The organism is Pseudomonas sp. UBA4194 (assembly GCF_002379585.1).
Classification (GTDB): domain Bacteria; phylum Pseudomonadota; class Gammaproteobacteria; order Pseudomonadales; family Pseudomonadaceae; genus Aquipseudomonas.
In genome coordinates, this window is sequence record NZ_DFUE01000010.1 from 143,851 (window position 1) to 168,616 (window position 24,766).

Below are 24,766 nucleotides of genomic sequence, written 5' to 3' on the forward strand. Positions count from 1 at the left end.
GCGGCGTACAGCCGCGAATGCCCCCCACCAACCTACCGCCCTACCAAAACGTCAGCCGCCACAGGTCGCCCAAACCAATACCCCTGCCCCAATCCACAACCATGTTCCAGCAGAAACGCCGCCTGCTCCGGCTGCTCGATCCCTTCGGCATGCACCTGCATGCCCATGCTGCACGCCAGCGCAATGATTGCAGTGGTAATCGCCTCATCATCCTCATCCCCTGGCAGCCCCGCCACGAACCCCTGGTCGATCTTGAGCTTGTGCACCGGCAAACGCTTGAGGCGCAGCAACGAGGAATAACCCGTGCCGAAGTCATCGATCGCCAGTTGCAAGCCCAGCTCACGCAAACGATGCAGTTGCTCGAGGGCGCGATCAGGGTCATCCATCACCGCGCTTTCGGTCACTTCCAGTTCAAGGAAAGCAGGTGCCAGGCCAGTGTCGGCCAACACCTGAGCCACCTGCTGGTAGAGATCGTGATGGCTGAACCAGCGACTGGAAATGTTCACCGCCATGAACTCCAACGGGTGCCCTTGCCTCTGCCACTGGCGCATCTGCCGACAAGCCGTGGCCAGCACCCAGGCATCGATCTCGGCAATCAAGCCGCTGTGTTCGGCCACCGGAATGAACTCGCCTGGCGGCACCAGACCGCGCTCGGGATGCTGCCAACGCACCAACGCCTCGACACCCACCCTGGCACCGCTGCCCAGGGCATGCACCGGCTGGTAGTGCACGCGTAACTGCTGGTCAGCCAGGGCGCGACGCAACTCGGCAGTGATCTCCACCCGGTGCTGGGCGTGGGCGGTAAGCTCTTCGGAATAGAACGCATAGTTGGCCCGACCGCTGGACTTGGCCTTGAACAACGCCGAATCGGCATTGCGCAACAACTGCTCGGCCGTCAGGGCATCGCCAGGAAACAGGCTGATGCCGATACTGGCGCCGATGAACAGCGTATGCCCGTCCACCACGAAAGCCGTCCGCAGCGCATCGATCAGCTTCTGTCCCAGGCTTGCGGCCTGTGCGGCGTTGAGCTCACCTTCCATCAATACGGCGAACTCATCACCACCCAGCCGGGCCAGGGTCAGGCTGGCATCTAGGGAGTTTTGCAGGCGCTCGACCACGGCCTTGAGCAGCAGGTCCCCGACGCCATGGCCAAAACTGTCGTTCACGCCCTGGAAATGGTCCAGATCCACCAGCAGCAGCGCACACCCGCGCTCGCTGGCCTGGGCGGTACTCAACGCGTGAGCCGCGCGGTCGTTGAACAACAACCTGTTGGGCAAGCCGGTCAGCGCGTCATGCTGCGCTAGGTGCGCCAGTTCGTGCTGGGAGCGTTGGATGGCGCTGACATCGGAAAACACAGCCACATAGTGGCTCAGGTGGCCATGGTCATCTTCGATGGCGCGAATGGTTTGCCACTGTGGATAACTGTCTCCGCTCTTGCGCCTGTTCCAGATCTCACCACTCCACTGACCACAGCTGGCGAGGGTTTCGAACATCTGTGCGTAGAACGCATGTGAATGACGACCGGATTTGAACTTGCTCGGGTTCTGCCCCAGCACTTCGGCTTCGTCGTAGCCGGTAATATCCATGAACGCCCGATTGACGTGGACGATATGGCCGAACTTATTGGTCACCAGCACGCCGTCGGCAGTGCAGTCGAACACGGCGGCCGCCATGCGCAGGCGCTCGCGCTCGGACTTGCGTAACCCCCGGCGCGGCGCCTGGCCCTCATCACGGGGCCGGTAGCAGGCAATGAAAATGGCCGTGGCCAAGGCCCACAAGTAACCCCCTGCCATCGGCAAGGTTACCGACGCTTGCGAAACATCGAAAAGCCTGTTCAGTATTTGATCGGAAAGCGGGAACCACAGCGCGGACACCAGCAGGTAAACCACAGCGACACGCGCTGTACCCCGGGATAAAACGGACATACGGTCAGCCAGTCCCTATAAAATGTTTGCCAATTATAGAGTAGAAACATTCAGCGACTCTTATCTAAAAGCCCGACTGGTATTCTCTGATAGCTTGTCGATAATGCGCTGCACGCAGTAACCCACCCAACCGAGGGCCCTCCCGCCTATGTGGTACAACGGTTTTCTTGATCTGTCCGTCTGGCAACTGCTGGCAGTCACCCTGTTGATGACCCACGTGACCATCGTCAGTGTCACGGTATATCTGCATCGTTATTCCGCTCACCGCTCGCTCGAACTCAATGCCGGGCTCAAGCACTTCTTCCGTTTCTGGCTGTGGCTGACCACCGCCCAGAACACCCGCGAGTGGACAGCCATCCACCGCAAGCACCACGCCAAATGCGAAACCGAGGATGATCCGCACAGCCCGGTGATCAAAGGCCTGAGCACGGTCATGCGCACCGGCGCCGAGCTGTATCGCAAGGAAGCCGAGAACCCCGACACCCTGCGCATCTACGGCAAGAATTGCCCTGAAGACTGGATCGAGCGCAACCTCTACTCGCGCTATCGCCTCACCGGCGTGGCATTGATGCTGGCCATCGACCTGTTGCTGTTCGGCGCGCTGGGCCTGACGGTCTGGGCCGTTCAGATGATGTGGATTCCGTTCTGGGCGGCCGGCGTCATCAATGGCCTGGGCCATGCCGTGGGCTACCGCAATTTCGAGTGCCGCGACGCCGCCACCAACCTGGTGCCATGGGGCATCATCGTGGGCGGTGAAGAGCTGCACAACAACCACCATACCTACCCCAACTCGGCCAAGCTGTCGGTCAAGAAGTGGGAATTCGACATGGGCTGGGCCTGGATCAAGCTGTTCACCTGGCTGCGACTGGCCAAGGTCCAGCGTGTGGCGCCCATCGCCCACCGCGTGGAAGGCAAGGGCCATCTGGACATGGACACGGCCATGGCGATCCTCAACAACCGCTTCCAGATCATGGCCCAGTACCGCAAATTGGTGATTGCGCCGCTGGTGCAGCAGGAGCTGAGCAAGGTCGACGAGTCGGTACGGCACTCGTTCCGCCGCGCCAAGCGCCTGTTGTCACGGGAAACCAGCCTGCTGGACGAACGCCATCAACTGCACATCCAGGCGATGCTGGAACATAGCCATGCGCTGAAAGTGATCTACGAAAAGCGCCTGGCACTGCAACAGATCTGGGCCCGAACCAGCTCCAACGGGCACGACATGCTCGCTGCAATCAAGGACTGGGTTCATGAAGCGGAAACCAGCGGTATCCAGTCGCTGCGCGACTTCGCCGCCCAGTTGAAAACCTACTCGTTGCGTCCCGTGGCAGCCTGAGCCGTTCATCGGCGCGTCCCCTGGCGGGCGCGCCCTGTCGGAACTTTGATACAAATTTCAACTCTCTAATCTCATAGCGCCACCGCTGCGGATACCGCCGTGGCTGCGCCTCGTCGCGCATTTCTTCGCAGTAATCCCAACGCCTTTGAGATGCCGTGATGATGGTCAATAAAAAACCACAGTCCACACCCGTGAAGCCACTTCCCGAAGCCGCCGAAACATTGCTCGCCTTGATGCACGCGCAGGGTGAAGTGGCGCGCCTCAAGGAGCGCGAGCACCTGTTCAGCTCGCTGCTGGTCAGTGTCAATGCCGTACTCTGGGCGTTCGACTGGGAAACCCAGCAGATGATCTATGTCAGCCCGGCGTACGAGCGCATCTTCGGGCGCTCCGCGGGTTTGTTGCTGGCCGATTACAATGAATGGCGCGACAGCATCTATCCCGACGACCTCGACTACGCCGACCGCAGCTTTGCCGAGGTACTGGACAAGGGCTCGATCGAGGACCGCGAGTACCGCATCATCAGTGCGGACGGGCAGATTCGCTGGCTCAGCGACAAGTGCTTCGTCAGCCACCAGGTGGAGGCCGGTCAGCGGGTCATCGTGGTAGGTATCGCCGAGGACATCACCGAAAAGAAGCACCTGGAGGGCGAGCTGCAGCGACTCGCCACCACCGACGTGCTCACCCAGAGCAGCAACCGTCGGCACTTTTTCGAGTGCGCCCACCGCGAATTCGAGCAATCGCGGCTCAACGGTACGCCCATGGCGTTCCTGCTGCTGGACATCGATGACTTCAAGATCATCAACGACACCTACGGCCACCAGGAAGGCGACCAGGTACTGCAACGCATCGCCGAGACCGGCAAGGCCGTACTGCGCCGTGGCGACCTGTTCGGGCGAATCGGCGGCGAAGAATTTGCCGCCGTATTTCCCGGTTGCGCACCGGACATGGCCCTGCAGATCGCCGAGCGCCTGCAGCGCGAAATTCAGCGGCTCAGTTTCAGCAACAACGGCAAGACCTACGGCGTGACCGTAAGCCAGGGCCTGACCAGCATCCAACCCCAGGACGACATCCTCGACTCGCTGTTCTCCCGCGCCGACGCCGCGATGTACCAGGCCAAACGCCAGGGCAAGAACCAGATCGTCCCGGCCTGATCGCTACAGATCATCCAGATTCAACCTTGCATCCGTGCTTATCGCTTGGCACTAGTAGTATCTACAACAAGCAATGGTAAAACCTGGAGTAGGTTAATGGCGGTCCTATTACGGATCGCGTCGACGACAGCCATGAGCATCACCATCCACCGCGCGTAAGCGTGCACCTGCTTCGAAATGGCAGCAGTCATTGGAAGCCATTGATAAACTGCCCAAGAGCAAACAGAAATTTGTTGCGCTGATGCTCGATGCCTTGATCGCCCGGGCCAAAACCAAATCGAGCAGCGAAGGAGGGGAGGTTTTGCAGTAAGTGAAAGGACGCGTCTAAATCCTGGAAAATCGAAAAACGCATGCAGGACAGTGATGAATAACAAGCAACTGAACGAAAAAAGCAAGTTTCTAAGTTATATTTTGCGACATGAGCCGCAGTCCATTGGACTTCAGTTGGATACGGAAGGCTGGGCAGAAATTGATTCGTTAATTGCAGGCGCAGCTAAGGAAGGGCGAATTTTAGATCGAGAGCTAATTATGTCTATTGTTAGCACCAGCGATAAAAAGCGCTTTTCTATTTCTAATGATGCGAAATACATTCGAGCTGTGCAGGGGCACTCAACCGAAAGTGTGGACCTCCAACATATTAGGAAAGAGCCCCCTAAGTTTCTGTACCACGGAACCGCTACTCGCTTTCTAGAGTCAATTGAGCAACAAGGATTAATTGCAGGTTCTCGCCATCATGTGCATTTATCTCAAGACATGGCCACAGCTGTAGCTGTCGGACAGCGATATGGAAAGCCTAAGGTGCTAAAAATTGAAGCTCTGCGAATGCACCAACAGGGCTTCAAGTTTTTTCAGGCTGAGAACAACGTATGGCTAACGGACAATGTCCCCAATGTTTTCATACATCAGGAGTAGCCTTTATCTTCGATTCGTTCAGCCTTATAGCGGGAAGACTCTTCTTTAGCAGCAATAAACCATTCAGCGAAACCAGAGTAGGCCAAATTATCCCAAGGACTTAACTTCGGCTTTGAATAATCATAAATCCGCACAGATGGACTGCCTTCCTTGCGCTCCCCATCAAAACACGCAAGAACAACCCAACCATCATTATACAGCCCTGACTCATCTTGAATAATTGCAAAGGGAACTAGAGCCGCCCCCGGAAACTTCAAAAGCATAGAGCTATAATATAAAAGACATGCCGCCTTGTCTTTCGATAGGAATCGCCAGGGTTCTACATCTAAGCACTCATCGGCTAAAACCAAATCCAAATAATCAACAGGGAATTTAAAACCACTAGGTAAAATTGGAAGGTCGTACAAAAAATCCGGCATTATTTGCCATCTCCAGAAATACGTGGTGATTCAGTTGAACCGTGAAGATTGAAAGTAGGAAAACCCTCCTGACTGCTTGTGTATGCCATAAGCAATGGCCTCTCCCCAAGTATTAAAGCTCTGCGATCCCCGATCCTTTTTAAGTGCTGGAGTCAATCGATCATCAAGTCGACGAACGCTAGCTTCGACGTCAATCCCCGCGTCTCTGGCTGCGGCAAGTCGAGTGTCAGCCATGCTAGTCAGCTTGCCATTAGGCATTTCAACGACGTCAGCTGGATCACGTTTCCAACCATTAGTCCGCATGCTGTGAACCAAATGCTCACATTTTCAATTCGTACCCGTTACTCGGTCAGTTTTTTTGAATGAGGCGCTATTCTGCGAGTACCAAATATCATCAGCCGCGTGCAGCATGACACTGTCCCCCTTCTGCACCAAAAAATAGAGAATTTAATTGTTTATTAGTTGCCTGACCGGATCCCAACCATTAGGTTTGAGTTTATGCTTGCTCCACCATTGCATCCCCTCAGAAACCCACTTTTCGCGTAAATCGGAATGAGCTGTTGTCGAGTCATCATACCCAAACTCTGTCCCGCAGCATGGGCAAATATTGTACGAGGCACAGCCAAAACTGTCATACGCAGGCTCATCAAGATCAGGATACCTACATACCGAACATACATATATTTGATTGCTATTGGGCATTAAAATAGTCCAAGTCTGAACCCTTACCATGCACTGCTGGATCAGGCTTGTAGTACGTGCGAATACTTCCCCCACATGATACGACACCAAATTCATCAGTGCCAGGGTTGTAACGCACGATATCTCCATTGGGTCTTGCCTTTTCAAGCACGCCCGCAGGCTTCGACGCTGTTACGAATTTATCAGCATGTGCTTGGTACTCAAGCGTATTTTCGCGAAAGTATCACGATCCGCAGAGGGATTTTCTATCACTCTGTTCCACAAAGTCTGCTTGTTCAGATCTCTTAGCGCCGTTGACTGATAGCCCTTTCCTGTTGAATCCATCGCATAGTCTGGAGACCAGCGGAAAACACATCGGCACCATACCGGATTAGCTAGAACCACCAAGCCGTTTCCTGCTGGGACTTACCTGGATCAGGGCCAATCATTTTAAACCAGCCATCTTTCCCGCCTTGCAGCAAGATGTTAGCTGGAACATCAAACTGTACATAGACAGAGCCTTTGGGTGCAGCCCCTTTAAAGTCAGAGATGCCATTAGTCGAAATAAAGGTTTGTCCTCCACCGCCTTGTACCACTTTATCTGGATTTTGCATCTGCGCCAGCTCATCAGAAGAAATCCATCTTCCTACACGAGTCATGCTGACATCATTGATTGCCTTGGTTTCGCCCATTTCTAAACTTTCGATTTTGCGCCACTAGGCAGGAAAGAAACTAACTTCAAACATCATCGACCATACTCTTCAAAAACTTGATACCATACTCATCTCGAATTGCATACACGCTCTCATATTGAAAAGAGAGTACAAACCTTAGGTTTGTACCAATAGAAAACTCTGTAAGAAAAATTTTAATATCATTCCAACTCTCAGAGAGGGACTTAATAGGCGAATGAAATGCACCTCGCACACCGACCTTCCAACCAACTTCTACACCCTCTGCGGCTACAGCATCATGAGGGGCAATATAGCGAAACACAAAATAACAGCTCGAACAATTAAAATTCCCAGTCAAATATTCTTCATCAACTGAGTAGTCAGCTCCCATTTTTGATAGAGCTAAGGAAACCTTATCAAATGAGGTGCCTTCTTCAACCTCAAGGCTCATGGTAATAGTCATTTTGAAGCCTTAATCACCCTGAACTCATTATTTTTCATCAAAAAAAGCTTTTTCAACCCATCAACAGGGCGAGATAGTAATGCTTTCTCTATCTCGCCAAATGTTAGTGGAGATTCCGCCAAATTCATAACATCACTGCTAGCCTGTTTTTCAACCTTCTCAGTGAGAGTCATTAGTAGTGAAATAGGTCTATTCGTTCTAGGGGAGAATACATCAGCCAAGTCACCATTAATTCGCATGTCAGGGTTCCCACTTTTCGGTCTCATGTTCGCTGACTGCTCCACATCAAACCCTGCTTGAGCAAGTTTTTTAGACGCCTCATTTTGACGCTCTATTGATCAACTATGTCTGGAGACGCATTTTTTGGTGGGAGCTCAGGCTCTCCTTTCAAAGAGCCGAGTTTTGGTAACCCGCTAGTGCCAGCCTCTGCATCTGTTATGACAACTTGTCACATTCGGGATCTTTGAAACTCCTGCAACTTCTTTTTCACCAAACCAGCTACCTCTTTATTTTTTATCCCCTCGCCACATATCATTTAAAACAATTAACACCCTAGAATAAATCTGCAACTGAACCTCAAGGACCACAACACTCTCCGAAAGATGGATTTCCAAAGGCATCGAAATATGCACATTCTGGTTCGCCGAAGCTTTCGAAAACACCGCCGCAGATAGATGACTTGTAAACTTTAATATATCAGAGTAAAGAATACTAACATTTTTTTCATCAGACTTTATAGCTGCGCCTTTTTCAAAAATTTTTAAGGCACAGCCATCTAAATAAATTTCATATACCCCCTGACCCAGTTCGGGGTCACTACTGAGAGGTATATAGCCTCCATAACCGGACACATTGAGGCTTTTCAGCTGCTTGCTCACTGAGCTTGGATGACTCACTACTAGCCCCTTCAAAAAAGTCTCTAAGTCCTTCTCTGGTAGCTGGAAAATAAAAGAGAATTTATCGCTCACTTTCCCGCCCCCTAATGCTGCGCCTTCCTCTGATGCGTAATAACCTTTAAGGGTAACTGTCTTGGCTCCTTTTGAGACTGAATGTATTCTAGGAGCTTTATTAACCGGCCTTACTAATTCGGAAGCCCCGTCCGGACCATAGCCTATAAAACCTTTCGATGTACCTACAGCGAAGTCGTCAAATATAACCTCACCGGCATTCACCGTCACTTTCGGGGAGTATATGGTTTCGACCCCGTTAACAGCATTAAATGAAACCTTTTCAAGATCCGTCACCACAGGCAGGGTTGCTTTTCCACCACCCGTACCACCCCTACCCGCCTTCCCCACAACCCCCATCGAAGCCGAAACCACGATAGCGTCGCGAATCATCTCCTTGCGGGCGTCCCAGAACCCTAACCGGTTCTGCAGATCTTGCACAACGAATCAATCTGGGCGCCCGCAGTCACCTGTGCCAAGGCGTTTTGAACTTCATTGTTCTCGGCCAGCACAAGCGCAAAGACCTGCTGAGCATTGGGGGGCGACAGCTGTCGCTGCCAGGTCTTTGAACTGCTCTGCTCTGGCCTGAGTATTGGCCACCATCGACGATGTGCTGGCACAAGAGTCAGGGTTAGCAGCGCAAGACTGGAACGCTGAAAGGGCGTATTGAGCAGGTAGACCATAGGTCGTCGGGTTGGTAGACAAAAAGGAGACAAAAGGACTACTAAAAGGATACAGCTTGAGTACAAGAAGGCTACATAATGGGTGCAGATAGGTTGCAAAAACACCGGCGCAATGCCGTTATCGAAAGTGTCAGATCAAGTTGGAGCTTTTCTACAGCTCAAAGCAACCAGCTCATCTTTTAACCATTGTTCATGCTCATGAACAACATGTTCATAGTTCGATTCAGAGTGGTATGGATGCTGCGGCAAAGTCATCGCACCAGGAATCATTGACAGTGGAGCATCAACAGCCCAATCCCAGCTTGACCAAAACTCAGACAACTTTATCAACCCATAGAGCGGGTCCGAGTCCAGGGTTGCTAGTAATTCTTCCAATGCAACCGCTCGCCATATTCTCTTAGCTCGTTGCATTTCTGCATTTTGAAAATCGCTCATTTTTTGCAACTGTGGGCATAGCTCAGATAAAGGCAGATCACTATCGTTAGCTAAACCAACAATCACATCGAGCAAGGGATTATCCACAGCAACCCTTTCAAGTTCAGCATTTGCAAAGTCTTCCACACAAGACGTTGGTAATCTCCCCAAAAGGCTAGGAACACCACAGACGCCTTGAAGCAAAACGGCCCAATCGGTCAAGCCATATCTGGTAATTCGTTCAAAGACTGCTTGAATCATGGTTTCACTGGTATACCGTTAACAGTTCCATTTGGTACAAACATTCTATGTGTTACACCACCCAACTTCGGATCTACAATCCATTCAAACCTACTCGACACACCGTTGTAGCTACCTGATGCTTGGTAAAGCGGCCACTTATCTTTCAAGTAACACACGATCTGCTTCGCATCCAACCCCAGTGAGACTCTTCATCACTAATCGAAAAAATCTGGGGTGCGGATTATACGAAAAAATATAGCAATCCGCATTAGGCGCAATGAATTTTATTTTTCCAGTAGCAAGCAGATATTCGATCACAGAAAAAAAACATCTTTTCGCTGGGAGAACGATAGCTCAGGATTCCATGAACAAATAGCGCTGAACAGTGCCGATAGTCATAGACCAAAAGAATCACGCACTGTCTTCAACATACTTAATATCCATTATGGATTTCCATCGGGAATTTTATTTCTGGATTATAAATAGTGTCTATGGCGCCATATCCCTCTGTGATCTTCCGGCGCTGGGCCGGTGTTAGGTGAGTACTGCTTACTTAGACTTAAGCAATCGCTCCTGATATCACACATAAAGCAGTAACTACTTGATCAGGATGATCTTCTAGAGGAACTCCCCAGCCGGTAACTTCAAGTCCACCATAGCTTTGATCGGTATAGAACCACTCTCAGCACTATCAAACTCTAAAGATGTAAATGGCAATAGATCCGAAACCAGACTACCCAAGCCAATACCAGCCGGCAAACACCCCTTATAAACAAACTCCCGTGCAAACTCCCCAGAAAAGCTAAAATCGTAAACCTTAACAGCATAAACCTTTCCCGCTCTAACCATTATTGATAGAGCTGGAGTTCCTTTTAGCAGACCATTAATAATTGCATCATTAAATAGCGAAAAAGAGTAGCCTCCATTACCAAGCTCGTCCAGACCATGCGTCCTCAATAGAAGGTCCGGCGAATTTTCAAACTTGTACAATAGACTGGACGCATCAACAAAATACTTAAGCAGCACACGTTCCAGCACTTCCGAGCTGACATCGAGCGGTATACCTGAAAGAGAGACGGATGGCACGATTGGTGCCACCCAAGATATTGAAAAATCATTAGATGACGTCATTCTGGCACCCGCGTGTTGGTGGAGGAGTTAAATACCACTCTTTGCCCCTGAGGGTTTAAATACTTTGTGATAGTATCATAAATAGGGCTCCCGTTACTAAAAGTCGTCTGTAAGCCACAGAATCAACAACCTTAACTTTGCTCCCATCAGCATAAGTAAGCTTGTAGTACTCACCGTTGTGAGTTGAAAACTACACCTTTCGAATATCACATAAAAAGTCATAGAATTCTTTTTCTGTCATCTCAAACTCTGGCCCTTCGACCATTGCCATTAGTGACAACAACGCAATGTCTAAATCTTTTGTGAGAGAAAGTTTTGGATCTTGGTAAATATCAAGTGCCTCTTTTGATATTTTAAAAATATCAAATCCATCAGCAACTACTCTTCCAAGTCTGTCAGCCACTATGTTTTCCATGCTCATTGCTGCCCCCAACTCTTTAGCTCTGCCCCGGTCGGAGGGTAGTGCTGAGCATCAACCGGCTGCCCATTAATACTTTTCGGGTGGACACGGATTACTTCTCCTGCATGGTCATAGCTTTCCATCCATTGCCTCGTACTGCCCGTTTAAGGATCAAACTCCGTGGCGAAAGAAGCACCCCGAGTAGGTCCTTCTTTCCTTGCAGGAACCTCTTGTGTGTAGTAACGAATACGGCCATCAGGCAGTGTTCTAGTGACCGCTGCTGTCTCTTGTGCTTTTCGTAGTCCTGCTAGTTTCGCTCTCAATGCAGCTTGGTCATTTGCACTTGGCTTCAGTAGCTACAACTTCTCCCGTTGTAGCAGTAGCTTTTGCACCACCCCTACCCGCCTCCCCACAACCCCCATCGAAGCCGAAACCACGATAGTGTCACGAATCATCTCCTTGCGGGCGTCGCTGAACCCTAACCGGTTTTGCAGATCTTGCACAACCGAATCAATCTAGGCGCCCGCAGTCACCTGTGCCAAGGCGTTTTGAACTTCATTGTTCTCGGCCAGCAGAAGCGCAAAGACCTGCTAAGCATTGGGGGCGACATCTGTCGCTGCAAGGTCTTTGAGCTGCTCTGCTCTGGCCTGGGCATTGGCCACCATCGACGATGTGTTGCGCGCTGGGGACTTAGACTATCTGCACCAACTAATCAGCGACTATTTTTCGCATCAAGCTCGCGACTTTAGATCTAAGCATGTCATCGTCAAATTCATATTCTTCCCTGGATTCATCTGGCTCGTACATATCTGCAGCACAATAAATACTGGACAAGCACTCGCTCAACGAAGGCTCATCGAGCTGAAGGACATTCCTATCTCGCTCAATTTTCCAAATCTCAATATAAGCCTCAGTAAAAATTTTGGCTGTAAGCCTTCCGGCTACATACGATCTTGCAAACTCCAAAATAGTAAGACTCATCACAGAACTCCATTTTTTAATAAAGTTATCAAGCTGCTGAGTTCCTGGCTTGAGCTTAAAGCCCGTCAAAAAATCTCCATACGGATCAAGCACAACAGCGTTATTGGTGGTCGAATTAAAGAACACCTTGGAGTCTTTTACACATCCGTATGTGTCTTGCTGAGTCGTAGAAGCGGAACCCATGTAAGTTTTGATTGCAAACTCATAGTGAGCAAGTGTTTCAGTATTTTTCTCTGTAGTCACCACGCCAAAATTAGAAGCATGAATGAATTTTTTATCGAGCTGCTTCTGGCTAACGCTATTTAAGCGTCTCTGCAACACTATTAACTTTTGCACCACCCGCACCACCCCTACCCGCCTTCCCCACACCCCCATCGAAGCCGAAACCGCAATAGCGTCGCGAATCATCTCCTTGCGGGCGTCGCTGAACCCTAACCGGTTTGGCATATTCTGACCAACCGATCAATTTAGGCGCCCCAGCCAACTGAGCCGAGGCGTTTTTAACGTTATTATCCTCAGCCGGTTATCGAGTTATCTTCTGGCAAATTCTGCCAACTCTCTGAACTTTTGTACTTTTCCTGAAGCTAATCCATCCAGCCGGAAACCTGATCATTAGTGCTCTGAGTAATTTCGACCTTGACCTATACCGCACTGTTCCGGGTAGCACTCGGCAGAAACTCAGTTGCGGTCGCTTTTGACCATTAAATCAGACCAAACTCTCGCAACTGTCTCTCACCTGCAAACTCTAATCCACCGCTCTCAACTCTAGACCCATCTGAATAATGGGCGTATCCACAGACATTGCATTGATAAGCCAACAATCCATTATACTTACCTATAAATACGCGCATTCCCTCAGACTCACATCTAGGGCATTTCTCATCAACTTCGACAGTGCCCAACGACTCAATCGTATCGCGTAAAAACCTCGCGATCGCCTCAACCTCTCTAGCCTGACGCTTCAAAATAACTCTCTTAAAATTAATTAAATCCCCCACACTAAATGAAGAGTATTCAACTGGAATATCTCGCTCATCTATGTTCGTAATAGTGTTGAACCCATAGACCGAAAACGGCTCACCAGCGAGATGCTCATGATTACTTTTCACCCAATACAATATCATTTCAAAAACATATCTTAAAGGTGTTTCGTCACTTAGATCTTCCACTACCAACTGGAAATCATGCCATATCTTTCTTGGTAGACTACGCATCAGCTGCCCAACTTAACGGGGAAGGTTGTAATTAAATTTCCTGCTTTATCGGTGAATACTTTTATCACAGACGTAGGAACGCCACCATCCTTCAATGTAGTAGTGCCAATAGTCCTACCCACATCAACCGTTCTTACGAATTGGCCATCTGGCAGCGTCACAACTGGAGACTTTGCAACAGCACTGCTCTGTAGGATAGCTTTCAGCTCATCCGGAGCAATGGTAAACACGGAGCGCGAGTTGGAGATTTCTCTATTGAAATGCCCATCTATCACGTGATCGAAACCCGCAGACACGGGATTGCCGTTTTCACGGACAGGAGTCGTTTCCGTGCGACCATTGGCAATGTTTACACGCGAATGTACTCGGCCTGAGGCCTGAGTAGCAGCTTCACCTGTCGCTTTCGCCTCGCCCAGGCTCCCCCTACCCGCCTTCCCCACAATCCCCATCGAAGCCGAAGCCACGATAGCGTCGCGAATCATCTCCTTGCGGGCGTCGCTGAACCCTAACCGGTTTTGCAGATCTTGCACAACCGAATCAATTTGGGCGCCCGCAGTCACCTGTGCCAAGGCGTTTTGAACTTCATTGTTCTCGGCCAGCAGAAGCGCAAAGACCTGCTGAGCATTGGGGGCGACAGCTGTCGCTGCAAGGTCTTTGAGCTGCTCTGCTCTGGCCTGGGCATTGGCCACCATCGACGATGTGCTGGCACAAGAATCAGGGTTAGCAGCGCAAGACTGGAACGCTGCGATTTCCTGCTCGCGGCTCAGCGTAACGAACCTTTGAAGAACGTCCTGGGCGCAACCACCGTCGTTGGTCGCGCAGGCGTTGAGTTCTTGGGCTGCACGCGTAAGGTCGCTGTGGTTCAGGTGGTTGTACTGCGTGGCTGTCGCGGCGATGTTGGCTGCAACCTCAGGGTCGCCGCCTGTGACCACGCTGGACAGCACGCCAACCACTTTCGACAGGGCCAGCAGATTGGCCTTGGCCTGTTCGGCGCCACTTTTGCCAGGCTCGTAGCCTTCTGGCATGACCAGGTCCGCCAGGTAGTTGACCATGGCTTCATTCGCGCCACCGGCCAGGGCGCCGGTCTTGAAGTCCTGGCCCATGGCCAGGGACTTCATGCCCCCCAATAATGCGTGCGCCGCGATCTTGCTGGGGCTGCCTTCGACCATCGCCGAGTTGCCGAGCGCGTTTGCACCTTGAGCCCCCGCTGCCGTGATCAGTGCGCTGATCATGCTGCTGGCAAAGTTATCGCTCAGACTGCCGCCGGTGAGGGCGGTCTGGGCCAGTGAATCGGCGCCGGCTTTGACAGCGACCGTACCGGCACTGTCCATGTTGAAGCCCAGTTGCGTCGGGTCGTAGCCCAACTGGCCGGCAACACCGGCACTTGCAGCGGCAAGCGCATACCCCTTGATGCTGTTACTGCTGAAGGTATCGCTCAGCGTATCGCGGACTTTGCCTTTGTTGTTGATGGCGCTGACAGTGGCGGTACTTGCCATGGATGTAAGCGCGGCCGTTGCCGCCATATTGCCCAGCCCTGCAGAGGCTGTTGCAGTGGCCGCCGCCATGGTGCCGGTGGAGGAGGCGCCCAAAGCGCCACCTGCTGACGCGGCGGCGCCGCTGGCAACACCTGCAGTGAGAACGGACACTATGATGATGATGACCAGCATCGCCCCTTGGCCCAGTCCCGAGTGATCGTACTTGAACGACTCGTGCACTTCCCTGATCTGCTGCCAATTCACATCGCCGCGTGCTTCTGCCTGTTTTAGCCAGGCCAGTTGAGGGTCGGCCTGGACCATGGCGTCGATGGTCTGGCTGACAGTGTTCTGATCGATATGCTTGATATCGATGTTCAGGCCTGCGCTGGCCTTGATTGCCAACGTTCCCTGCGCAACCAACTCACTCTGGCGCAGGGTCTCATCAGTCGTCCCTTTACTCCCCATGGAAGTCCAAGCAAGATCACTACTGCTCTTCTGGTGGCTCTCCTGATCCAGATCCTTCACACCTGCGAAATCAATAGCGCCGCCGCTTTCCAGGGTCAGGTCTTTGCCACTCTCCAGTTTGGCGGCCTGGTACTTTTGATCGCCGCCGCTTTCCAGGGTGAGATTGCCACCGGTCTTTATTTCGGTGCCCACGTTGGTGACGCTGGTCGTCTCGTCGCGCTGGGTCTGTTTGCTGCCCAGGCTGCCTTTTTTCTTTTTGTCGTACAGGGAGTAGTCGCTGTCTTGAGCGGCCAGCAGCTCCAGGTTTTCACCCGCATACAGGTAAGCTTCGTCGCCTGCGGTGATGCGGCTGGAGACCAGAGCCATGTCCTTGCCCGCAGTCAGGGCGACGTCGCCGCCTGCAGTGAGCGAAGTGCCGACCTGACTGACGTGGTCCTCCTGCGCGGTGACCTTTTTGGACTTGAAGTAGGCGTGTCGTTCGTCTGCAGCAGAACCCAGAGTGAGATCACCGACCGCTGCCAAGGCGATATCGCGCTTGGCATCGATGTCGCTGGCAATAGCCGTCAGATCACGGCCGGCGGTGGCGATAACGTCCCGGCCTGCAGCGACGCTTGAGCCGAGCTGGGTTACGGAACTGCTGTTGGCTTTGCGGCCGCGGTCGTTGCTCGCCACCTGCTCGGCTGAGGTGACATTGATATCTCGACCCGCGGCCAGGGTCAGGTCATTGCCACTTTGCAACACGCCACCTACGTTGCTGACATCCCGACCCGCCCACACACTCAGATCATTTGCCGCCTCGATCCGAGCCGCCGTGTCTGCGAAATCCTTGCGTTCGCTGCGATAGCTGCCGCTGCTTTGATGGCTGGTCACCGTGCGCTCGTTGATGACGTCGCCCTTGGCGGCAGTCAGGCTCACGTCGCGACCGGCGATCACACCGCCGGCCTGGTTGACGAGGGTGTTGCCTGCCAGCAGGTCGAGTCGGTTACCGGCCTGCACCAGGCCGCTGTTGACGAGGTTGTTACCGGCGCTGGCGCTGAGGTTGTTGCTGGCTTTCAGGGTGCCGGCGCTGGTAAGTGCGTTACCGGAAATCAGGTTGACGTCGCGGCCGGCGACCAGCGCGCCGTTAGGGCCGACGCGGCCGTTGGCGTGGGCCAGGTACAGCACGGGCACCAGGACCTTCTCGCCATTGACCTCGTACTCCTCTAGCCAGACGATGTCGTGGGTCAACGCTGCGACTTGCGCCGGGGTCAGGGTGGTGCCCACCGACAGATTGAGCTGTTGCTTGCTGGCGACGGCGTTGTTCATCAGGTACTTGAACAGCGCTTCGTCGGAGTGCTGACCGTCGATGAAGCGTTGGCCAGTGCGGGCAACCAGGGCCTGCTGGATCAGCTTCTGTTCGTAGAATCCATCACCCAGGCGCTTGGCGCTTTCGTCCGGGTTGTAGCCCAGCTCTGCCAGCAGGTAGTCGGAACTCAGGAATTGCTTGAGGTCGGTAAGTACCGGGTTGGTTTCGATCAGGTATTTATGCGGCGGTGTAGTGCTTTGTACTTCGGGCAGGCCTTGCACGCGGTTGATGGTGTAGGCGGCAGCAGCTGTGGTACCGGCGGCGACACCGGTTTGCCCCTGCGCATCGCCCGTAAGGCTGCCTATCGGCTGGCTGTTGCTGATCGTAGCTTCCGTGTCGGTGCGACCAGGCAGCAACAGATCAGCCGCCGAAGAGTCCAGGTCGGCGACGATGATGGCGCCGGGTAGGTGGTCGCTGCCTGTTTCCTGGTGCGACGCAACTTGAACATCGCGGTCGGCAAGCTCGACAGCAGGCTGGCCTGCTACTTCAAAGGTACGGCCTTGGCTGACGTCGACAGTCTGGGTGCGCTGAGCTACATCGATGCTCGCGCTGCCGAGGGTCCAGTTTTGCGGGGCGGTATCGGCCTGTCTGGCCGCACTGTCCGTAGCGGACTGGTCACTGAGACGGAACAGGCCATGTTGCCCGGTGGGCAGGCTGAAGCCTGGCAGGGCCAGCGGGTTGATCTGTTGCTGGGCCAGATCGGGAGGCAGTTGCGGGTTGAGGCTGACACGAGTGCTGAAATCGCTGCCTGGAGCACGCGTGTCGGTGCGGGTGTCGCTGCCGATGTAGTGGTAGTCGTTGCGTACCACGCTGTTGTCGAAGTTGTTCTGGGTGGTGATGTTGACGTCACCGACCGCTTGGATGACCGCCGCGTAGCGTTGATCGCCGGTCGCCAGTGGTGTCACGCGGGCTAACTCCGGCAGCTCGGCAGCCATGTAGCCCAGGAAGCGGCTGATACCCGCTTCCAGACCGCCAACGTTGCTGGCATCGTACCGGGCGCCTTCAAGCCAGTACTGCTCGTTGAAGGCACTGGCTTGCGTAATCAGCCCGCCTGCACCCCGCTGGCGATCGGTGCGGAAGGTGCGGACAACCTCGGTATCGCCCGTTTCGATGCCGAGGTTGAACAGGTTGGTGACTGAGGCGTTCAGATTGCCGCCAGTGGCGATGGTGCTGCTGTAGTTGAGCAGATCGCCACCGCTGAAACTCAGGTCGCCACCGGCGGTGATGCTCGATGCCTGGCTAGCCTGGGTGACTTCCAGCTTTTGGCGTTCCAGTACCTCGAACACGAAATTACGCTTACCCGAGCAATCCCCCGCGTTGACCCCCTCGATACAGGCCACTTGGTAGATCTTGCCGGTATAGACGCCGGCGTCATGGGTGGAGAGCACTTCGCGCACGTTTTCGATGGTGCTGGCGGCCAAGCTCATGCTGCCGTCACTTTGCAGCGTCGAGGAGCTGTTGCGAATCAGGGTGGCGTGGCCGCCATTGCCGTCCCGATCGATGCGCAGGTTGGCCAGGCTGTAGACGTCTGCGTAGCGGTTGGTGAAGGTGTCGACCTGCAAGCCCATGTCGCCACCGCTGAACAGCAGTGCGCGCTCGTTGAGCAAGGCGCCGGTCTTGAGCTTGAGGGATTGGCCGCTGCCGAGGGTGCCATGGTTGTCGATGTTGCCCGCCGTGATCGCGGCGCTATCCAAAGAAGTGATGCGACCCTGATTGAACAAGGCGCCGCCGACGTCCAGTCTCAGGCCGGCGCCAGACGTGATGCTGCCAGGGGCAGCGACTTGCAACTGTGCGGCGCCGATCTGCAGGTTTCCCAGGCTGGTGACGCGACCATTGCCCGAATAGGTACCGGTCAGCCCGAGCCACAGGTCACCGTCACTGGCCAGCGTGCCATCGTTGTGCCAATTGGCGCCTTCGCCGCGCAAGCTCTGTGAAGCCAGTAGCTGGCCGCTGGCGGTCTGGTGGAAGTCGTCGACGTTGATGGTCAGACGTCCGGCTTGAAGCACGCCGCTGTTGGTCCAGTGGTCGGCATTGAGGGTCAGGCCACCACGGGTGACCAGGCTGCCACCCGCCGCGATGACGTTGGCGCTGGCGATATTGAATTCACCCAGGCCTACGTGCAGCACAGAGCCGTTGGTATTGCGGAAGCTGCCCGCGTCGATCGTCAAATCCGAGTTCGCACTCTCGATCACGCCACCCCGGTTGTCCAGCACACCGCCCACGCGATACACCGATGCCCCATCCGTGCCGAGTGCGCGCAGGGTGCCGCTCTGGTTATCGAGGCTGGCAGCGGAGATGTCGATGAAGGAGTCGCTTTCAACGATGCCGGAGCGGTTGATCAGCGACCCGCCCAAGGTAAAACGCACGCGGCCGCCGGCAATTTGGCCCGCGTTGGTGACGGTGTTGCCGGAGACGTCGATCAGACCTTTGGCATAGAGCGCGCCGGCGCTATTGTTGAGGTCGGCGGTGGTGATGCTGGCGTCGCCGCTCTGCGCGGCAATACGACCATTCTGGTTGTCGAGCCCGGCCAGGGCCACCAAGGTCAGGCGTTGGCCTTGCAGGGTGCCTTGATTGTTGAGCAGGCCGCCAGTCACGCGCGCTTCGAGGGCACCGCGCAGGCTGGAAAGGATGCCGCCGCGGTTATCCAGGCTTCCAGCGCCCAGTATCAGGTCGCCGTTCTGGGCGATGAGGCGACCGTTGGCGTTGTTGATCGCGCTGCCGGTGAGCAGGGTCAGGCCTGCCTGGCTTTGTACGGCGCCTCCGCTGTTTTCCAGCGCCGCGGCGGTGACGCTGACGGCGCCGTTCTGGCTGTAGATCAAACCATCGGCATCGTTGTGCACGGTACCACTGGCGTCCACGGTCAGTTGATCGAGCGAAGCCACCGTGCCACGGTTGCGGTTGTCCAGGCCGCCAGCGAACAGGCTCAGCACACTTTGGCTGGCCAGTTGTCCACCTTGGTTGTCGATGTGGGTGGCGCGCTGAATGCGCAGGGGGCCGCCGCTGGCGAGTGTGCCCTGCGCATTGATCAAGGTGCCCAGCAGGTCAAGGGTAATGCTGCCGTTGCTCGCTAACTGGCCGCCGGTGTTGTCCAGCGTCGTACCGGTCAACGTCAGGGCCTGCTGGCTGGTGACAGTGCCTGCACGGTTGCTCAGGCTTGTGGCGCGGACGGTCAGCTGGGCACCACTGTCGATCAGGCCAGCCTGACTGTTGTCGAGCGTGCCCTGAACGGTAAGGGTTTGGCCGGCGCCGCTGCTCAGAATGCCGCCTTGGCTGTTGTCCAGGCGGGCACTGTCGATGTCCAGACGTCCGGCACTGGTCAGGGCGCCGGCGTTGCTGTTGAGCAGCACACCGCTCAGGTTCGCCGTCAGGTTGCCGCTGAGGCTGGAAACGGTGCCGTTGTCGCGGTTGTCCAGGCTGCTGCCTTGCAGGTTCAAACCCTGCCAGCCGGACAGCAGGCCATTGCGGTTGATGATGGCGCCGCCGATGACGGACAACTGGCCGCTGCTGATGATTCTGCCCGCGCTGTTATCGAGCTGCGCACTGGCCAGGGTGAAGCCTTGGTTGCTGGAGATTTCGCCGTCGCGATTGTCGACGGCACCGATGCGGGTGAAGGTCAGAGGGCCATCGCTATTGATCAGGCCGGCGCTGTTGCCCAGCGTGCCTCCGTTGAGGTCCAGACGGACAGCGTGGTTGCCGAGCAACTGGCCGCCGTGGTTGTCGAGTTCGGAGCTGTGGATGTCCAGCACGGTCGCGGCACTGATCACGCCATTGTTGCGATTGAGCAGACTGCCCTGACTGGTCAGGTTCAGCTCACTGCGGCTGGTGAGCACACCTTCGCTGTTGTCCAGACTCGCGGCCTGCATGCTGAGGGCAGCGGCGGCAATCTGGCCTTTGAGGTTGGCCAGGGTCTGTTCGATCTGCAGGGTCAAGGTTTGGTTGCTGAGCAGCTTGCCCGCGCTGTTGTCCAGACTGCGGGCTTTGAGCATGAAGGCCTGGCCGCTGGAGATTTCACCGCCCTGGTTGTACACGGCGCCAACGTTGCGCAGAGCCAGGCTCGGCGCGTAGAGCAGGCCTTGACGGTTGTCGAGGTCGGCGCCGTTGAGGTCCAGCGTCAGGGCGCTGTCGCTGAAAAACTTCCCCTCGCGCGTAGCCAGGCCTTGCAAGCTCGCAGTCAGGGCCAACTGGCTGCCGATGCGGCCGCTGAGGTTGCTGACGGCATCGGCGGTCAGGTCAAGGGTGTTGGCACTGCTGACAACCCCGCCATCGTTGTTGAAAGCGCCGGTTGTCAGGTTCAGGGCGCCCTTGGCGTTGATGCGGCCGCCCTGGCTGTTGTCCAGGCTGGCGCTGGAAAGGGTCAGGCCTTGATCGGTGATCAGTTCGCCATTGCGGTTCATGATCAGGCCGCGGCTGTCGAGGGTCAGCAGCTCTGCACTGGACAGCTTACCGCCCGTGTTGTCGAGGCTGCCAGCGCTGAGGTGCAAGGTCCCTTCACCGCTGATCAGACCTTTCTGGTTGATGGCCGCGCCCGTGAGCAAGAGATCGATGTTGCGCTGGCTGAGCAGGCGTCCATCGCTGTTGTCCAGGCTGTCTGCTTGCAGGTTGATACCGGTTTTGCCGGACAGCAAACCCTTGGCGCGATTGAGAACAGTGGCGTAGGCGACGGTCAGGCTGCCTTGGGCCGACACCTGGCCGGCATCGTCGTTGTCGAGTTGGTGACCGGACAGCTCGATCTCAGCCTGCGAAGACAGTTCGCCGCCGCGGTTATCCAAGTTATCGACGTGCAGTTCCAGCGCTTTTGTAGCGGTTACCAAACCGCTCTGGCGGTTGTCCAGTTGCGTGGCTGTGAGCAGCAGCGCACCTTGGGCGATCAGTTTGCCGTTCCGGTTATCCAGCCCTGCGGTACGGACGTCGACGTCTTGCTTGCCTGCGATCTCACCCTCACGGTTGTCGATAGCGCCTGCCTGCACGCGCAGCAGGTGGTCGCCGATCAAAGTCCCGGCGCGGTTGTCGAACAGGCCCGTAGAGGTGATATCAATGGTGCCAAGGCTGCTGAGCAGGCCTTGTCGATTGTTCAGGCTCTTGCTGTTCACGACCACGCTGCGGGCCGATACCAGGCCCTTGAGGTTGTGCAGGGTCTTGCCGATGCGCAGGGCGAGGTTTTCGATGGAAAGGACTTTGCCTGAGCTGTTGTCCAGGCTGTCCGCGACCAGTTCGAAGCCATGGGTGCTGGAGATTTCGCCGCCCTGGTTATTGACCTCTGCCAGGTTGCCGAAGCGCAGTTGCGGGGCATTGACCAAGCCTTGACGGTTGTCGAGCACACCGCCATTGAGGTCCAGAGACAGCGCGGTGTTGCTGTACAGCTTGCCGCCCTGCTGAGCCAGCCCTGCGAGGTTGGCCTTGAGGGCCTTGGCACTGGTGATGCTGCCCTTTTCGCCGTTGCTGACTTGACCAGCGCTCAGGTTCAGGGTGTCGCTGCCGGTCAGACGACCGCCTTGGCGGTTGTCGAAATCATCTGTTTGCAGGCTGACCGCGCCTTTGCCGCTGAGCAGTCCTTGCTGGCTATTGTCCAGACTGGCGCTTTTCAGGGTCAACGCGTTATTGGAAACGACCGTACCGCCACGGTTGCTCAGCAGGCCCTGGCTGGTGATGGCCAGGTTACCCGTGCTGGTCAGGCGGCCGCCGTCATTGCGCAACGCCATCGCCGCCAGGGTCAATGCAGCTTCGCTGGTCAGCAGACCTTGCTGGTTGTCGAGCTCGCCAGACAGATCAAGGGTCATGGCTTGCTGGCTGGCCAGTTTGCCGTTCTGGTTGGACAAGCGAGTGCCGCTCAAGCGCAATTGACCTTCGGCGGAAATCAGGCCCTGTTGCTGGTTGATCAGTTGAGCGACACGGGCCATGAGGTCGGTACCAGCCAACAGCTGACCGCCGCTGTTGTCCAGGTGCTGGCCAGTCACGTCCAATGCGGTCAGGCCGGCGATTTTCCCGGCGCGATTGTCGATGTGGTTGACCTTGACGATCAGCGTCTGATTGGCCGCCAGCAAGCCACCGCTGCGGTTGTCCAGATGATCGCCGGTCAAGCTCAATTGGCCTTGGGCGACCAGTTCTCCCCCCTGCTGACGAAGGATGCCAATGGCTGCGGTCAGGTCGGACCGGCTGGCGATACGACCGCCGCCATTATCGGCTTCATCCAGCGTTACGGTCAGGGAGCCGGCGCTGAGCAGGCCGCTCTGGTTGTTCAAGGTCTTGCTGGTCAGGCGCGCGGCCGCCCGGCTTTGCACCGCGCCCTTGTCGCGGTTGTCCAGATGACCGCCCACCAGTTGCAGATCACCTTGGCTGATCAGGCGGCCGGTCTGGTTGTTCAGTACGCCGCTGGCGTTGATGTCCAGCATTTGCCCGGCCCAGACCACTCCCGCAACGTTATCCAGCGTCGCCAGGCGCAGGCCGATCGTGCTGCCGGCCAGCTTGCCTGCGTTGTTGACCAGGCGACTGGTGTCGATTTCAAGGCCGCCAGTGCTGCTGATCAGAGCCTGCTCGTTGTGCACCTCACCTATGTCCAGTTTGACCAGACTGGCGCTGAGTACCCGTCCGTGGTTGCTGTTGTTCAAGTGGGTAGCGGTGGTGGCGACGCGGCCCTCTGCTGACAGAGTGGCGCCTTGGTTATCAACGGCACCCGCACTGACCACGTCGAGGTTGCGGCTGGCGATCACGCTGTTGCGGTTGTTGAGTCCTTGCGCCTTGAGATGGACGTCGCCCCAGGCGTTACGGCTATCGTCGGCATTCACCCCGGCTTCGATGATGCCGCTGTTGGTCAATTGCCCGCCGCTGGTCAGGGCGATGCTGTCGCGGGCGGCCAGGGTGTTGCTGATCGTCAAATCGTCACGGGTCTGCGCCCGCACCTGGCTACCGGCATAGACGGGACCTTGGGCGTCGAGGCTTTGCGCCGCGATATTCACGGCGCCGCTTGCCCCTGCCTGGGCCAGGCGCAGATGGCCGTTGGCGTCGAGCTGAATGTCACCGGCGCTGGCCGCCAGGTTACCGGCCAGTTTGACCCCGACGCCGGCTTCGGTGCCCACCAGCTTGATCGCACCGGCATACATGCCACCCAGCGCGGAACTGTCGATGGCCAGCTGCGGCTTGGTGGAACCGTCATCGGCGCGGGCGGTGGCGTGCAGGGTCGTGGCGTCGACGTCGTTGCGGCCTGTCACGATGGTGAGATTGCGCGCATTGATCTGTGCATTGATCCGGGCCGAGCGAGTGATGATTTCAAAACCATCTACATTGCTCGCGTTCAAGCCCTGCCCGTCGATGGAAATCGCACCACCGTCGACCTGATAGCGCTGCAACTGGCCCTTCTCGACGATCGGCTTGCCGGTGGTCAGCGTCACCTGCGGGGTGTTGATGAAGCCGCAGCCGTTGCAAGTCATGCCGTAGGGGTTGGCGACGATGACCTTGGCCGATTGTCCGGCGACTTCGGTGTACCCACGCAGCTGGCTGGGATTGCCGCCGGTAACTTCGTTGAGAATGACGTGGGCCGCAGAGCCGGCCAGGTTCGGATTGCCGACGATGATGCCGCCCAGCTGAGTGTTCTGTGTGCGACTGGTGGCGTTGTTGAGGATCACGCCCTGGCTGCCGACGTTGTAATCCTTGTACTGGTTATGCGACAGGCCGGTGGCATCAGGGGTGGCAATGTTGACGATCGGCACACCGTTGCCCGCCTGTTGCAGGCGGGTGCCTGTACCACTGACCACAATGCCTTCGGCTTGCGCCCACAGCGGCTGCCAGAACATGACGTTGGCCAGCAGCAACGCCAGCCCACGCTTGGGCAAGCCGCAGAATTGCTCGCGAGGCTGAATCCGAGCCGAGGCTTGCCGGGCCAGAAAAGCGAACTGGCGAACGTCCATGTCGATTAC

At 55.7% G+C, this 24,766-nt stretch carries 15 protein-coding genes; 3 read left to right on the forward strand and 12 right to left on the reverse strand.

Features of this window, described 5'->3' with window-relative positions:
- Positions 1-32: 32 nt before the first annotated feature.
- Positions 33-1,925 (reverse strand): phosphodiesterase DibA, encoded by a 1,893-nt coding sequence (gene dibA, locus B3397_RS02195; protein ID WP_296246846.1) that lies wholly within the window; start codon positions 1,923-1,925, stop codon positions 33-35.
- A 148-nt stretch (positions 1,926-2,073) separates the two neighbouring features.
- On the opposite strand from dibA, the gene desA reads away from it, so the two are divergent.
- The 3 genes from desA to B3397_RS02210 all read left to right on the forward strand — a co-directional run bounded on the left by desA (position 2,074) and on the right by B3397_RS02210 (position 5,321).
- Positions 2,074-3,258: a delta-9 fatty acid desaturase DesA gene (desA, locus tag B3397_RS02200; RefSeq protein WP_296246848.1), complete on the forward strand. Its 1,185-nt coding sequence runs from the start codon at positions 2,074-2,076 to the stop codon at positions 3,256-3,258.
- Between the two features lie 161 nt (positions 3,259-3,419).
- Positions 3,420-4,409 (forward strand): GGDEF domain-containing protein, encoded by a 990-nt coding sequence (locus B3397_RS02205; protein WP_296246959.1) that lies wholly within the window; start codon positions 3,420-3,422, stop codon positions 4,407-4,409.
- Between the two features lie 363 nt (positions 4,410-4,772).
- Entirely contained in the window at positions 4,773-5,321 is a 549-nt protein-coding gene (locus B3397_RS02210) for an RNA 2'-phosphotransferase (RefSeq protein WP_296246849.1), read from the forward strand.
- Here B3397_RS02210 and B3397_RS02215 read toward each other — a convergent pair.
- From B3397_RS02215 to B3397_RS02265, 11 genes are all read right to left on the reverse strand, one after another.
- Positions 5,312-5,740 (reverse strand): hypothetical protein, encoded by a 429-nt coding sequence (locus tag B3397_RS02215; protein WP_296246851.1) that lies wholly within the window; start codon positions 5,738-5,740, stop codon positions 5,312-5,314. The genes B3397_RS02210 and B3397_RS02215 overlap by 10 nt on opposite strands.
- 1,076 nt (positions 5,741-6,816) lie before the next feature.
- Positions 6,817-7,113, reverse strand: a complete 297-nt coding sequence (locus B3397_RS02220) for a hypothetical protein (protein ID WP_296246852.1) — start codon at positions 7,111-7,113, stop codon at positions 6,817-6,819.
- Between the two features lie 46 nt (positions 7,114-7,159).
- Positions 7,160-7,558 (reverse strand): hypothetical protein, encoded by a 399-nt coding sequence (locus tag B3397_RS02225; protein ID WP_296246855.1) that lies wholly within the window; start codon positions 7,556-7,558, stop codon positions 7,160-7,162.
- Complete coding sequence (locus B3397_RS02230) at positions 7,555-7,797, reverse strand: hypothetical protein (RefSeq protein WP_296246856.1); 243 nt, start codon at positions 7,795-7,797, stop codon at positions 7,555-7,557. The genes B3397_RS02225 and B3397_RS02230 overlap by 4 nt, the downstream gene beginning before the upstream one ends.
- A gap of 267 nt (positions 7,798-8,064) precedes the next feature.
- Positions 8,065-8,946, reverse strand: a complete 882-nt coding sequence (locus B3397_RS02235; RefSeq protein WP_296246858.1) for a hypothetical protein — start codon at positions 8,944-8,946, stop codon at positions 8,065-8,067.
- 377 nt (positions 8,947-9,323) lie between these two features.
- On the reverse strand, positions 9,324-9,863 hold the full coding sequence (locus B3397_RS02240) for a DUF2247 family protein (RefSeq protein WP_296246860.1): 540 nt from the start codon (positions 9,861-9,863) through the stop codon (positions 9,324-9,326).
- 600 nt (positions 9,864-10,463) lie between these two features.
- Positions 10,464-10,976 (reverse strand): hypothetical protein, encoded by a 513-nt coding sequence (locus tag B3397_RS02245; protein ID WP_296246862.1) that lies wholly within the window; start codon positions 10,974-10,976, stop codon positions 10,464-10,466.
- 190 nt (positions 10,977-11,166) lie between these two features.
- Positions 11,167-11,379 carry a hypothetical protein gene (locus tag B3397_RS02250; protein ID WP_296246864.1) on the reverse strand — a complete coding sequence of 71 codons (213 nt, stop codon included), beginning with the start codon at positions 11,377-11,379 and terminating at the stop codon, positions 11,167-11,169.
- Positions 11,380-12,084: 705 nt separating this feature from the next.
- Positions 12,085-12,765, reverse strand: coding sequence for a colicin immunity domain-containing protein (locus B3397_RS02255; RefSeq protein ID WP_296246866.1), 681 nt, complete (start codon positions 12,763-12,765; stop codon positions 12,085-12,087).
- A 293-nt stretch (positions 12,766-13,058) separates the two neighbouring features.
- A complete protein-coding gene (locus B3397_RS02260) occupies positions 13,059-13,571 on the reverse strand; it encodes a hypothetical protein (RefSeq protein WP_296246868.1) in 513 nt (170 codons plus the stop codon).
- Positions 13,571-24,757: a filamentous hemagglutinin N-terminal domain-containing protein gene (locus tag B3397_RS02265; protein ID WP_296246870.1), complete on the reverse strand. Its 11,187-nt coding sequence runs from the start codon at positions 24,755-24,757 to the stop codon at positions 13,571-13,573. Before B3397_RS02265 ends, B3397_RS02260 begins: the two co-directional genes overlap by 1 nt.
- Positions 24,758-24,766: the final 9 nt, after the last annotated feature.

Bases quoted from the DNA above. Each gene is read 5' to 3' on its own strand.
- B3397_RS02225 (WP_296246855.1), bottom strand. From the start codon at position 7,558: ATGACTATTACCATGAGCCTTGAGGTTGAAGAAGGCACCTCATTTGAT.
- B3397_RS02230 (WP_296246856.1), bottom strand. From the start codon at position 7,797: ATGCGAATTAATGGTGACTTGGCTGATGTATTCTCCCCTAGAACGAAT.
- B3397_RS02245 (WP_296246862.1), bottom strand. From the start codon at position 10,976: ATGACGTCATCTAATGATTTTTCAATATCTTGGGTGGCACCAATCGTG.
- B3397_RS02210 (WP_296246849.1), top strand. From the start codon at position 4,773: ATGAATAACAAGCAACTGAACGAAAAAAGCAAGTTTCTAAGTTATATT.
- dibA (WP_296246846.1), bottom strand. From the start codon at position 1,925: ATGTCCGTTTTATCCCGGGGTACAGCGCGTGTCGCTGTGGTTTACCTG.
- B3397_RS02205 (WP_296246959.1), top strand. From the start codon at position 3,420: ATGGTCAATAAAAAACCACAGTCCACACCCGTGAAGCCACTTCCCGAA.
- B3397_RS02265 (WP_296246870.1), bottom strand. From the start codon at position 24,757: ATGGACGTTCGCCAGTTCGCTTTTCTGGCCCGGCAAGCCTCGGCTCGG.
- B3397_RS02240 (WP_296246860.1), bottom strand. From the start codon at position 9,863: ATGATTCAAGCAGTCTTTGAACGAATTACCAGATATGGCTTGACCGAT.
- B3397_RS02215 (WP_296246851.1), bottom strand. From the start codon at position 5,740: ATGCCGGATTTTTTGTACGACCTTCCAATTTTACCTAGTGGTTTTAAA.
- B3397_RS02220 (WP_296246852.1), bottom strand. From the start codon at position 7,113: ATGGGCGAAACCAAGGCAATCAATGATGTCAGCATGACTCGTGTAGGA.
- B3397_RS02255 (WP_296246866.1), bottom strand. From the start codon at position 12,765: ATGATTCGCGACGCTATTGCGGTTTCGGCTTCGATGGGGGTGTGGGGA.
- desA (WP_296246848.1), top strand. From the start codon at position 2,074: ATGTGGTACAACGGTTTTCTTGATCTGTCCGTCTGGCAACTGCTGGCA.
- B3397_RS02260 (WP_296246868.1), bottom strand. From the start codon at position 13,571: ATGCGTAGTCTACCAAGAAAGATATGGCATGATTTCCAGTTGGTAGTG.